The organism is Lacibacter sp., assembly GCF_057361365.1.
On the sequence record NZ_JBMQSG010000006.1, the window covers coordinates 37,154 to 50,382 of the forward strand.

12 protein-coding genes are annotated in these 13,229 nt (G+C 38.9%); 5 read left to right on the forward strand and 7 right to left on the reverse strand.

What is annotated here, in order from left to right; all coding sequences use genetic code 11:
• Window positions 1–5 precede the first annotated feature (5 nt).
• The 5 genes from ACO1QW_RS03525 (at window position 6) to ACO1QW_RS03545 (ending at window position 5,398) form a co-directional block, all read left to right on the forward strand.
• A complete protein-coding gene (locus tag ACO1QW_RS03525) occupies window positions 6–794 on the forward strand; it encodes a class I SAM-dependent methyltransferase (RefSeq protein WP_486255741.1) in 789 nt (262 codons plus the stop codon).
• Window positions 795–799: 5 nt separating this feature from the next.
• Entirely contained in the window at window positions 800–1,642 is an 843-nt protein-coding gene (locus tag ACO1QW_RS03530) for a DUF1835 domain-containing protein (RefSeq protein ID WP_486255743.1), read from the forward strand.
• A 21-nt stretch (window positions 1,643–1,663) separates the two neighbouring features.
• Window positions 1,664–2,038, forward strand: a complete 375-nt coding sequence (locus ACO1QW_RS03535; protein ID WP_486255745.1) for a DUF4260 domain-containing protein — start codon at window positions 1,664–1,666, stop codon at window positions 2,036–2,038.
• A gap of 3 nt (window positions 2,039–2,041) precedes the next feature.
• Window positions 2,042–4,555, forward strand: coding sequence for a DNA gyrase/topoisomerase IV subunit A (locus ACO1QW_RS03540; protein WP_486255747.1), 2,514 nt, complete (start codon window positions 2,042–2,044; stop codon window positions 4,553–4,555).
• A 177-nt stretch (window positions 4,556–4,732) separates the two neighbouring features.
• Entirely contained in the window at window positions 4,733–5,398 is a 666-nt protein-coding gene (locus ACO1QW_RS03545; protein ID WP_486255749.1) for a porin family protein, read from the forward strand.
• A gap of 79 nt (window positions 5,399–5,477) precedes the next feature.
• Here the strand turns inward: ACO1QW_RS03545 and ACO1QW_RS03550 are convergent, their stop codons facing one another.
• The 7 genes from ACO1QW_RS03550 to ACO1QW_RS03580 all read right to left on the reverse strand — a co-directional run bounded on the left by ACO1QW_RS03550 (window position 5,478) and on the right by ACO1QW_RS03580 (window position 13,187).
• A complete protein-coding gene (locus ACO1QW_RS03550) occupies window positions 5,478–5,888 on the reverse strand; it encodes an SET domain-containing protein (protein WP_486255751.1) in 411 nt (136 codons plus the stop codon).
• A 55-nt stretch (window positions 5,889–5,943) separates the two neighbouring features.
• Window positions 5,944–6,378: an SsrA-binding protein SmpB gene (smpB, locus tag ACO1QW_RS03555; RefSeq protein ID WP_486255753.1), complete on the reverse strand. Its 435-nt coding sequence runs from the start codon at window positions 6,376–6,378 to the stop codon at window positions 5,944–5,946.
• 154 nt (window positions 6,379–6,532) lie between these two features.
• The gene (gene accD, locus ACO1QW_RS03560) at window positions 6,533–7,450 is read right to left on the reverse strand and encodes an acetyl-CoA carboxylase, carboxyltransferase subunit beta (protein ID WP_486255755.1); all 918 of its coding nucleotides are present in this window, start codon (window positions 7,448–7,450) and stop codon (window positions 6,533–6,535) included.
• A 36-nt stretch (window positions 7,451–7,486) separates the two neighbouring features.
• Window positions 7,487–8,554 (reverse strand): class II fructose-bisphosphate aldolase, encoded by a 1,068-nt coding sequence (fbaA, locus tag ACO1QW_RS03565; protein ID WP_486255757.1) that lies wholly within the window; start codon window positions 8,552–8,554, stop codon window positions 7,487–7,489.
• A 125-nt stretch (window positions 8,555–8,679) separates the two neighbouring features.
• Complete coding sequence (locus ACO1QW_RS03570) at window positions 8,680–10,197, reverse strand: hypothetical protein (protein ID WP_486255759.1); 1,518 nt, start codon at window positions 10,195–10,197, stop codon at window positions 8,680–8,682.
• On the reverse strand, window positions 10,181–11,005 hold the full coding sequence (locus tag ACO1QW_RS03575; RefSeq protein WP_486255760.1) for an ABC transporter substrate-binding protein: 825 nt from the start codon (window positions 11,003–11,005) through the stop codon (window positions 10,181–10,183). Before ACO1QW_RS03575 ends, ACO1QW_RS03570 begins: the two co-directional genes overlap by 17 nt.
• A gap of 823 nt (window positions 11,006–11,828) precedes the next feature.
• On the reverse strand, window positions 11,829–13,187 hold the full coding sequence (locus ACO1QW_RS03580) for a pyridoxal-phosphate dependent enzyme (protein ID WP_486255762.1): 1,359 nt from the start codon (window positions 13,185–13,187) through the stop codon (window positions 11,829–11,831).
• Window positions 13,188–13,229 lie beyond the last annotated feature (42 nt).

Below are 13,229 nucleotides of genomic sequence, written 5' to 3' on the forward strand. Positions count from 1 at the left end.
CAGACATGTTTGAATTTCACGCCGACAGAAAACGTTATTTTGATATACAGGTGCTCAATACTGAAAAGTATGTGTTGCCCTTTATTGAAAAAGTATTTGCCGTTAAGCCGGGCATGCGTGTATTGGAAATTGGTTGTGGTGAAGGTGGAGTGTTGAAAGCATTCATTGACAAGGGTTGTACAGGTGTTGGAATTGAACTGGATGAAAGCAGATTAGTGAATGCAAGAGAATGGATGAAAGATGAACTGCAGCAAGGCAAAGTAACTTTTCACTCAAAAGATATTTACAAAGCAACGGAAGCAGATTTTGGTGGTGCGTTTGACGTTATTGTTTTGAAAGATGTAATTGAACATATTCATGATCAACCAAAGTTGATTGAATGGATGAAAAGTTTTTTGACAACAAATGGGGTGATATTCTTTGGCTTTCCGCCATGGTACATGCCGTTTGGCGGTCATCAGCAAATCAACAAAGGTAAATGGTTAAGTAAGTTGCCTTATTATCATTTGCTGCCCACACCGGTTTATAAATGGTTATTGAAATCGAATGGCGAGAACTGGGAAGAGATGCTGGAGATAAAAGAAACAGGAATTTCAATTGAACGGTTTGAACGTATCTGTAAAAAGAAAGGTTATAACCTTATCAACAAAACACATTTTTTAATTAACCCGATTTATGAATACAAGTTTGGCTGGAAACCAAAAGAACAGTTTGGCTTTGTGAAAGCTATCCCGTTTGTACGGAACTTTTTCACCACTTGTGTTTATTATTTGATACAGGTAAAACAGAATTAGATTTTATGATACATATTGTTTTTAACGAAGCTGATATTGATGTACTGCAAAAAGCAATTGAGCTCGATGAAACATTGCAGGGTGAAGTATTGCAGGTGGAAGATGATTATGCAGTTGGACCTTTAAAAGATATTTATACCGAAGAAGGAATTGCCGCACGCCGTGCATGGTGGAAAGAAGTACTTGCAGGAACCGATCTTGAAAAGAAAGTAGACGAAGGTGAAGTGGATGATAACAAACTCATCGCTTTCATCATTGAACGTTTGCAAAAAGATGAAGAAGAAAAAGTGTGGATCTGGGCTGCGCAAAATAAACACGACGTAAGTGGTTATTACTGGCTCATTAGTCAGCTGAAAGATTTTCAGGGCCGCATTTATATTTTGTATTTAAACAACCTGCCGTTCATTAATGAAAAAGGGCAGTTGTTTTATCCGGAGTGGATCAGCACAATTCAACCAAAGGAAATGACCAAAGCGAAAAAACTTGCACGCCTGGTTACACCGAGTGAGTTTGAAGTTGACCCTGATGAATGGACGAAACTTTGCAACGAAGAAAAAGGTGTGCGTTTACTCGAAGGCGGTAAAAAGCTTGGACAAAAAGATTATGATTACTATGATGCTGATCTCAAGAATTTTATTTCCGGTGATTGGCAAAAAGCAAACAAGGTCATCAACCAGTTTTTAAGTAAGAACAAACATACAACCGGCGACATGTATTTGCTGTGGCGTTTGAAACAACTCATTGCTACAGATCTGTATGATGTGCAAGGCGAATTGAAGAACATGAAAGATTTTGAGTTGAAGAAAAAATCGGGACAGTTGTTTGAAGCAGCACAGCCGGCTCAGTAATGTTTGTCATTAAGATTGAACATGAAACTTATTTTAAGACTAGAAGAACTTGGTCTACTGCTACTCTGCATTGTGCTTTTGTACATTGTTCATGCAGAGTGGTGGTGGTATTTACTAATGTTTATTGGCCCAGATATAAGTATGGCAGGTTATGCGATAAACAATAAGGTAGGGGCATTTCTTTACAACTTGTTTCATCATAAAGGAATTGCAGCTCTAGTATTACTATCGGGAATTCTTGTGATGAGCGATTATTTGTTTAATGACTACAGATGGCTGTACAATATTGGAGCAGTTCTACTTGGTCATTCCAGTATGGACAGGTTATTTGGTTATGGTTTGAAATATGAAAACGGTTTTAAGTTTACTCATTTAGGTGAAATAGGAAAGAAATAAATTATGAGTGCTGCTAAAAAGAAAGAAAATGTTTTTGACAATGACGGTGGTGTGCAGGGACAGTACAAAAACTGGTTCCTCGATTATGCATCGTATGTAATTCTTGAGCGTGCCGTGCCTGCCATTGAAGATGGATTGAAGCCGGTGCAACGCCGTATCCTTCATGCCATGAAAGAAATGGATGATGGTCGCTTTAATAAAGTGGCGAACATCATCGGACAAGCGATGCAATATCATCCGCATGGCGATGCAAGTATTGGTGATGCATTAGTAAACATGGGACAGAAAGATCTGCTGATTGAAACGCAAGGTAACTGGGGCGATGTACGCACCGGTGATGATGCGGCAGCCGCACGTTACATTGAAGCTCGCTTATCAAAGTTTGCATTAGATGTTGCGTTCAATAATAAAACAACGGAATGGCAATTGAGTTACGATGGTCGCAAGAACGAACCGGTTGTATTGCCAATGAAGTTTCCGTTGTTGCTTGCGCAGGGTGCGGATGGTATTGCGGTAGGTCTTTCAACAAAAATTCTTCCGCATAACTTTTGTGAATTAATTGAAGCTTCAATCAAAGCATTGCGTGGTAAACGTTTTGAACTGTTACCTGATTTCCAAACGGGCGGCATGATCGATGCAGCAAATTACAACGATGGCAAGCGTGGTGGTAAAGTAAGAGTGCGTGCACATATCGAAGAACTTGACAAGAAAACGTTGATCATAAAAGACGTTCCATATGGTGTTACCACTACTGGTTTAATGGAGAGTATTGTAAAGGCAAACGACCAAGGAAAAATTAAAATCAAGAAGGTAACGGATAATACCGCTGCTGAAGTAGAGATACAGGTTGATCTTGCTCCCGGCATTTCACCCGATATTACTATTGATGCATTGTATGCATTTACCGACTGCGAAGTTTCTATTTCGCCCAATGCATGTGTCATTGTCAATGACAAACCGCAATTCTTATCAGCAAGTGATTTGTTGAAATTTTCCGCAGAGCAAACAAAGGAGTTGCTGAAGAAAGAACTGGAGATAAAACTTGGTGAGTTGCAGGAGAAATGGCATTATACTTCATTGGAAAAAATATTCTTTGAAGAACAGATCTACAAAGAGCTGGAGAAGAAACATGAAACATGGGATAAAGTAATTGCAGCTATAGACAAAGCCTTTGTTCCATTTAAGAAACAGTTGAAGCGTGATGTTACAAGAGAAGATATTCTTAAACTGACAGAGAAGCCAGTACGCCGCATCTATCGTTTGGATATTGCTGAGTTGAACGAACAGATCAAAGGATTGGAAGCAGATATCAAACAAGTGAAACACGACCTGGATAATCTTGTTGATTATGCTGTTGCGTATTATGAAAACCTGTTGAAGAAATACGGTAAAGGTCGTGAACGTAAAACAGAGATCAAGCCGTTTGAAGTAATACAGGTAAAACAAGTAGCGATTGCCAACACCAAACTTTACATGAACCGTGAAGATGGTTTTGTTGGTACATCGCTCAAGAAAGATGAGTTTATAACCGATTGTTCTGACTTTGATGATATCATCGTATTTACCAAACGTGGTTTAATGAAGGTGGTGAAGGTGAGCGATAAAGCTTACATCGGTAAAGACATCATTCATGCAGCTGTGTTCCAAAAGAATGATGAACGTACAACGTATAATATGATCTATGCCGATGGAAAAACAGGCATCAGCTACGCCAAACGTTTTAATGTAACGGGTGTTACACGTGATAAGGAATACGATCTTACCAAAGGTGACCCAAAGAGCAAGGTGCATTATTTCACTGTGAATCCAAATGGTGAAGCGGAAGTGGTGAAAATATTACTGAGTCCAAGTGCCAGTGCCCGCATTAAAGAATTTGATTTTTATTTTGAAGAACTTGATATCAAAGGCCGAAGCAGCATGGGTAACCAGGTAACAAAGTATGCGGTGAAGAGTGTGAAGTTTAAAGAAAAGGGCAGAGCAACATTGAGCGGAAAGAAAATGTGGTTTGATGATAAGTTCGGTCGTCTTAACACCGAAGAGAAAGGCGAATACCTTGGTAAGTTTGAACCAGATGATCGTGTACTGGTGATCTATAAAGACGGCAACTACGAAATCACAGACCAGGAGATGACGCAGAAATTTGATCCTGAAAATATCTTACTGATCGAGCTTTTCCGTCCTGATCGCATTATTACAGCGATTTATCTGGATCATGATAAACTTCAGTACAATGTGAAACGTTTCAAAATTGAAACCACAACTTTAAAGAATAAATTCTTCTTCATAAAAGAAGGTGCAAAGAATTATCTTGAAGCGGTTACTACCGATGAAGAACCCGTGTTATCGGTTAAAAGCGGTAAAGGCACGCAGGTACGTAGTGCAAAAATAAAACTGGCGAAGGTGGCAGAGGTAATGGGATGGAAAGCAGTGGGAGCAAAGCTCACCGACTTTAATAAGAGCATTGAAATGGAATGGGTGAAAGAAGACCCGAAAGCACAACCCGAGTTGTTTGGATAAGTAGTGAGTCAAGAATAAAAACTGAACGGCGATTGCTTTGCAATCGCTGTTCGCATTTAAAACAGTTTGTTAAGAACATTGTCCGTTAACAAAAGATTAGAAACTATCATACATCCGTGCAAAATATTTCTTCATCTGAATGAACAAGCAGTTACTAAAAACCCTGCAACCATTTTTATGAGGACTATATACTTAAGCTTACTCGTATTTACTACGGCAGCCATAACAACCAACGCACAAGTGAAACCTGTAATTAAAGCAGGTGTGATGCAATCAACCTGGAAAGGTGAAGCAAGAGAATCGTTCACCCAACTGATCGATAAAACAGATGGCTATATTACCACAAGAAACCGCACAGCGTTTTATGTTGGTGCTGGTGTTGATATTCCGTTAAGTGAAATCGTTTCTATTGAGCCTTCACTTGTTTACAGCCAACGTGGTTACGGTATTAAAGGAAATCTTACCATAAACGATATGAAGATTGATGCATTGGATGCGAGAGCAACTTCACAAATGAATTACATCGATTTACCTGTACTGTTGAAAATAAAGCCAGCTGCAGGTTTACAAATATTTGCTGGTCCGCAGGTATCTTACTTAGTAAAAAATAATTTGAGAGCTGATGTATCTGTACTTGGATTTTCGCTCATCAATAACGAGTGGGATATAACCGAACAATTCAACCGTTGGGATGTGGGTGTGACTGGCGGTATCGGTTATGAATTTGCAAGCGGTATTGGCCTAAGTGCTTCTTACGAAAGAGGATTTCAACGCCTCGACAAGAACCAGAATTTTAAAGCATATAACGAAGGCTATAAGGCAGGCTTAACATTCCGGTTTTAATTAGTCTAAAATATATCAGCTATGAAAACCTTAACCGATGATGCAGTACCCGGCATTATCGGTTTTCTTTGTTTATCAATTATTCTTCACTGTTAACAATTTCACCGTAGTTAATCAGTAACTCTTCGCCTGCCTTTATTTCACGGAGAGTTTCAAAATCTTCTCCGTCATTAATTGAAATGATATTTGGTGAATCATCATGATTTAAAAAGTTGACAATGTCCATCACCTTAAATCCGTAATCAGGAACGTAATAAAAGTCATCATCAAACAAACAATAAGTCTCCACTAATTCTTTGCTGTGTGCAGGCAGTGCATCAATTTCACTACGTTCTATCTTTATCCATTCGCCTATGTTCTTGGAAAACAATCCACGCTGACCTTTGGGAATAGTTCGCAAAGCAAACACACCATTGCCATGAATGGGAGAGGGTTTCATCATCACCCATGTATCATGTTTTAGTTCGTGAAGTAGTTGTTCTTTTGTCATAGTATTTCGTTTATAAAAAATGGCCTGCTGTAACAGCGGCCATCCATTTGTAAAATTATTTTACGTATCGCTTCATTTCCCGTTCAACATCACGACTGCGTATTGTTTCTCGTTTGTCATGCAGTTTCTTTCCTTTACCCAGACCAATTTCCAGTTTGGCTAAATTGTTTTCCGTAAAGAAAATGCGGAGTGGAACAACCGTATAACCTTTTTCTTTCAGCTTGTTTTCCCACTTTTTTATTTCACGTTTGTTCAGCAGCAACTTACGATCATGAACAGCAATATGATTATTGGTTGTGCCAAATTTATATTCGGCAATATGCAGGCCTTTGATCCATAACTCGTGTTTGTGAAAGAAACAATATGAATCGCTGAAGCTTACTTTTCCTTCTCGTATCGATTTTACTTCCGTTCCAACCAATACCATCCCGGCTACTAATTTGTCTTCAAAATAGTATTCGTGAAAGGCTGATCGGTTTTTTAGTTCCATGTTATAATTAATGCTGCGATAGGTATGCCATACTTATTAATTCATCTTATATTTCTGTAAACCGCTGTAAGTATGGCATACCTCAGCAGGCTATAAATAAAAATGCAATCAATAAAAGTTATGAACTTCTATTGATTGCAAATATAGAAGGCTTTTAGTTCTTGAATAACGTGAACAATACACCGAACTTTTGTTTCATCTCTTTGCGGTCGATGATGAGATCAAGAAAACCATGCTCCAACAAGAATTCGCTGCGTTGAAAACCTTCGGGCAAATCTTTCTTAATGGTTTCTTTGATAACACGTGGACCGGCAAAACCGATCAGGGCGCCAGGTTCACCTATATTGAGATCACCCAGCATACCAAAGGAGGCAGTAACACCGCCAAAGGTTGGATCGGTTAACAAAGTAATGTAGGGGAGTTTCGCATCGCTCAATTGTGAAAGCTTACCCGATATTTTCGCTAACTGCATCAGTGAAAAAGCGCTTTCCATCATCCTTGCGCCACCGCTTTTACAAATGAGCAACATTGGTAGTTTATGCTCAATGCAATAATCGGCAGCACGTGCAATTTTTTCACCCATTACACTTCCTAATGATCCGCCAATGAAATCGAAATCCATACAGCAAACGACAACTCCATGTCCTTCAATTTTACCGGAGGCAACACGAATAGAGTCGTGCAGATCAGTTTTCTTCCAGATATCTTCCAAACGTTTCTGGTAAGGTTTCAGATCGGTAAAGCCGAGGTAATCTTTTGAACGGATGTTATCAAACAGTTCATTGTATTCATCACCATCAAATAAAATATCGTAATACTCAGCACTACCTATGCGATGATGATAATTACATTTTGGACATACGTAATTATTCTCCGCCAGCTCAGTTGAAGTGCCAGTATGTTTACATTCAGGGCATTTGGTCCACAAACCTTCCTGAATCTCTTTCTTTTCTGAAGTGGATGTAAGAATTCCTTTCTGTACCCGTTTAAACCACGACGAACGCAATGCATCTTCTTTTGGAAGATCGTCGCCCGTCAGGTTTTTCTCAATATCCTCGTCTTTTTTAGCCATCGTTCTTTGATTTGAAAAGTGGGTAAAAGTAAGCAATTAAGCGTTTCTATTCACACAGTTCAAATCTTCGAAAGCAACCTCCAAACGTTTGATAAATGCTTCCTCGCCTTTACGTAACCAAACACGGGGATCGTAGTATTTTTTATTAGGGCTGTCTGGTCCTTCAGGATTGCCTAACTGACCTTGGAGATAGCCTTCTTTTGCTTTGTAATTTTCGAGAATACCTTCCCAGAATGCCCATTGCAGATCAGTATCAATATTCATTTTAATTGCACCGTAGCTAATAGCTTCACGGATCTGCTGTTGAGGCGAACCACTACCACCATGGAATACGAAGTAAACAGGCTTAGGTCCTGTGCCTAATTTTTTCTCGATATGCACCTGGCTGTTATGCAAGATGATTGGCGTTAATTGCACGTTACCTGATTTATAAACGCCGTGTACATTTCCGAAAGCAGCCGCAACAGTAAACAATTTACCTACTTTGCTCAATTCGGTATAAGCATATTCTACATGCTCGGGTTGGGTATAAAGTTTTGCATTGTCAATATCGCTGTTATCAACACCATCTTCTTCACCACCTGTTACACCCAATTCAATTTCAATACCCATTCCCAATGGAGCCATGCGTTTAAAATATTCAACTGATGTGTGAATGTTTTCTTCAATTGGTTCTTCACTCAAATCAAGCATATGAGAGGAGAAGAGGGGCTGACCTTTTTCTTTTTTGAATTGCTCACCTGCATCGATCAATCCGCTGATCCACGGCAACCATTTCTTTGCAGCATGATCTGTATGTAACACGACAGGAACGCCGTAATGCTTTGCTACATTATGAATATGCAGAGCCCCGGAAATAGCACCGCTGATATTTCCTTGCAACTTATCGTTTGGCATTCCTTTGCCGGCAATGAACTGTGCACCACCATTTGAAAACTGAACGATAACAGGAGAATTTACTTTCGCTGCTGTTTCAAGCGTGGCATTGATTGTATTTGTACCAATTGTATTTACTGCTGGTAATGCAAACTCATTGTCTTTTGCATCTTTTAATAAGGCTTCGAGTTCTTCACCAAAAAGGACGCCGGCTCTGTACTTGCTCATAATTAAATATTAATAGTAGTTGAAAAATACACGGATCAAGATCCGTATTAAGCGCCGCTAAGATACTTAAATACTGGTTAGCAGCTTTTCGTAATGGCAAGTTTTTACAGCTTTACAAACATGCATTAGTAAAAACTGAACACCAAGAGACCCGGCTGCAATTCAATTTGTTTTACTGCTGCTTTTGCAATGGAACTTTCAAGAAATGCTTCTTTCTGTTGTTGTGAGGAATAATAAAAAAAATAGTAACGGATATGATACTGGCTGATTTCTGTCAGTAATTCTTTGTTGTAGTAAGAAGGTTTTGTAATTGTGTAATATGGGCTTTTGGTGAGATAGGCAATCACCATGCATTCATCCACTTTGCTGTTTGATGTAAATGAACCAATAACCTGCTGTTGTTTCATTTGTTCAGCAGTATCAAAAATGCTTTTGTGACTATACACCTGGTCTTTTAATTGATTAATTGGCTCAAGCATAAAACTTCCAAAGAAAAACAGCCACACGATGAGGCGCTGCCAATTTTTGATCTGCACTTGAAGAAACAATTGTTTCATTAACAAAGCTCCAGAAATAAAAAAGATAAATGATGTTGTCCAGATAAATCTTGTTTCAAGGTGCAATAACAAATAACCCGAAGGCAATGCAATCATGCCAATCAGCAAATACAACCATTCTCTTGTTTTGTGTTTGAAATACATAAATCCACTCACAAACAAAATTGCCGGCGATAAAAAAGAAAGTTCATGAATGCATTTCAACCATGCCTGGAAATTGAACAATACAACTCTCACCTGGTGTAATGCAATTGTAACGAAAGGAACGGATTGCAGGTTATCAACTTTTACATGCCATGGATCTTCCCACACCGACGATGATCCTTCATGCGGTGGTGTTTGAAAAACAGGACCGGGCACCCGTTCACCGGTGAAATTCCAATGTGCATTGAACTTACCAAAGGCAATCATCCATTCACCGTATTTCCAATGCAAAGCCATAAGCCAGGGAAACGTGAAAAGAAAAAAAGTAAAGAAACCTGCAGCCAGTTGCTTAACAGCATTGCTTCGACTTGGATTCAAAAAAATATGAATGATAAGAAAATTAAAAATGAAAAAAGGAAAACCGTATGATTTGGCGAGATAGAATAGCGCACCAATAAAGCCTGCCAATAAATTCTTTGGTATGCTTTCAAAAAAATCATCCTGCTTAGTAAGATTAAAATAGGTCAGTAAAAGAAACACAAGTAATGCATCAGCTGCTAATTCAAAATAGCAATAATGAAGCAAGATGATCACACTTACAAACTGAATTGCTGTCTTTAACCAATTATCTAAATTAAACTTATTAAGCAATGAATGCAAAGCACACAATGAACCTAACGAAAAAATAAGATTGCTGATCTTAAATGCACTCCAATCATTTAAGCCAAGCTTAAGAAGAGGAACAACTAACCATGAATGCAATGGATTCCAAAAACCATTCACCGCCAGCTTCCATTCACCTTTTAAATAATGATGTGCCACTTCCATATAACCAATAGCATCAAGGTCTGATACGTATTGATAAAGTGGCCATGTAACAGCAAACAGGATACAGAACAAGCCAAGTGAAAACGGGAGACGTTGTTTATGCAGTAGGTTCATCGCTTAAAAATAGGCTTTCTCGTAGTTTCCTGAAATAATCGGCTGCATATAAAGTCCGGCTGCCATACCAACTGAATAATTCTCCATCAACAATTTTCAATAACGGCAGTTGAAAATGGTTATGCTTTATCCATTCCTCCTGGAAATCATCCAAATGCTTTTGTTTGAAGGGAAAAGGTTCTGATGAGAACAATACAACTTCGACATTTAGTTGTATTAATTCTTCAACAGTTAGCACAGGATATCGTTGTTCTGTTGCAAATACATTTTCAAATCCTGCTAACTGCATCATGTGATGAATAAATGTATCGCCACCCACAGTCATGTAAGGTTGTTGCCAGATAAGATATGCAGCTCGTATTGGCTTTCCAACAGGTGCCAGTTTTTTGAAACTCTTCTGAATTGAGTTGATGAGATTTGTTGCCTTCCCCATTCGATCTGTAAGAAAACCCAGCTGCTCAACTACTTCATAACTCTGCTGCAGGTTACTTATATCGCTGCAATACACCGGGCAAAACAGTTGCACAGCTTCGACCTGTTCTTTTACATTCTCTTCCTTACTGGCAATCACCAGGTCGGGTTTTAAGGATTCAATTAAGGGAAGACCTAATTGTTTGGTTCCACCAATTTTAGTTTTGGTTCTGAACCATTCTTCAGGATGCACACAAAATTTCGTGATGCCTACCACTTCAGTGTTTAAGCCAAAATCAAATAGTAATTCGGTGAGTGATGGAACAAGGGAAATGATCCGTTGGGGTGGGAAAGGGATAGATACAAAATTGCCTGTTTGGTCCTGAACTTGTTTCATTTCATTTTCAAACAGGCAATTTAAATTAATTCAGCGGTTCCTTTGGTGTTTGATGGTTTTCCTTGGTACGAAATTTTCAATTTTACTAATTCAAAGGATTTTGGAACCCTGTACTGTCTTTCTTTCAGAATATCTCTTTGTTAGGAGCAGATAAAAAGAAAAAAAGATCTGGATTTCAAAGGATGTTGGTTTGGATTTTACTTGGTTTTCTTAGGATCCAGATCTTTTTAATAAAGCCTTTTTTGGTCTCTTGGTTTCCGCAACAGATTACTCTGAGTCGGTGGCTTTTGGTTCTTCTTCGGACGTTAGGATAGGCGGCTCTTCGGTTAGGATGTTTGGATTTTTCTTTGGTTTTTCTTCGGACGTTTGGACTTCTTTGGTTCTTCTTTAGGATTCTTGGTGGTTTCTTCAGTTAGGATTTCATTGGATTCTTCAACGGTTTTTGGTTTTCTTACAGGTTTGGATTAAAAATAGTTTTTCAAAATGGAAGTCAATTGATATTGGATTTATAATTCTGGTTTTTTAATGGATTTGGATATCAAGTCTAAGTGTTTTTCTTAAGTCAGCAGTGTGATTGTTTTCAATCAACTTCCGAGACAAAAGTAAAGGGACTGTTAAGACTTAACAAGAGCAGTATTTCTCTTTTTCGCAACATCGGTATTTACCCCCGCATACGTAGAACTACGCAACTTCAACCCGTGTACTTACGTTTTTCAGCCTGTGGTTGTGTCGATTTTGTAAAAAACAGTCATTCCATCACCTTAAAAAACAAGAAAGCCGCTATAATCAGCGGCTTGTTTATTGCTTAATGCTATGATAAATTTTATTTAGCCAGCGATTGAATGATGTCGTATTTGGTAACGATGTGGAAATTTCCACCTTCATCCTTGCTTAATACTGCACCGTTTTCTTTGCTGATAAGCGTACTTAAGCGCTCAATTGGAGTATCAAAAGCAACGATAGGCAATGGGGCTTCCATGACTGCTTCAACACTGGCGTGTTTTATCTCAGGGTTAGAGAATACTTTATTAAATAATCCATTTTCAGAAATAGAACCAACCATTCCGCTGCCGTTAATTACAGGTATCTGTTCAATATCATATTTCTTCATCAGGTCTACCGCTTCAGCAACTGTGTGCGTAGGTTCAATACTGATCAAACGATTATGTGCACGTGAAGAAACTATATCCTTAAATGTTTTTACGTCGAGGAAACCACGCTCCATCATCCACTGATCGTTATATACTTTCCCAACATAGCGGCTGCCATGATCGTGAAATACACAAACCACAAGATCATCCTTCTTTAAACGATCTTTTAATTGCATCAATCCCTGCAAGCAACTACCTGCACTGTAACCACAGAACAAACCTTCTTCTTTTGCCAGGCGACGAGCCATGATGGCTCCATCTTTATCAGTTACCTGTTCAAAATGATCGATCACGCTCATATCATAATTCTTTGGCACAAAGTCTTCCCCAAAACCTTCACTGATATAAGGATGCACTTCACCCATATCAATTTCTCCTGTGCGGAAATACTTTGTAAGCAATGAACCGTACACGTCAATTGCCCATACTTGAATGTTCGGATTTTTTTCTTTCAGGTATTTTGCTGCACCGGTAATAGTTCCCCCTGTTCCTGCGGTGCAAACAAAATGCGTGATCTTTCCTTCCGTTTGTTCCCAAATTTCTGGACCAGTTGATTCGTAATGCGCCAACCTGTTTGCAAGATTATCATATTGATTCATGTGCAGAGAATTGGGAACCTCTTTCGCCAGCCTTGCTGCTACACTGTAATAACTACGTGGATCTTCAGGTAAAACATTTGTTGGGCATACGATCACTTCGGCACCAACAGCTTTTAAAATATCAGCTTTCTCTTTCGATTGTTTTTCGGTAGTTACAAAAATGCATTTATAACCTTTCACCACGGCCGCTAGTGCAAGTCCCATTCCTGTGTTGCCACTTGTGCCTTCAATGATAGTGCCGCCAGGTTTTAGTCGTCCTTCCTGTTCTGCAACTTCAACCATCTTTAACGCCATCCGATCTTTAATGGAATTGCCGGGGTTGAAATAATCAACTTTAGCAGTTACTGTGCAGGGAAGTTGACGGGTAATTTTATTTAACCTGATGATAGGTGTGTTCCCGATTGTTTCGAGAATGTTGTTTTTTATATTCATATCGCAACCATGCTTTTTAGGTGGCGAAGTTACGATAATACC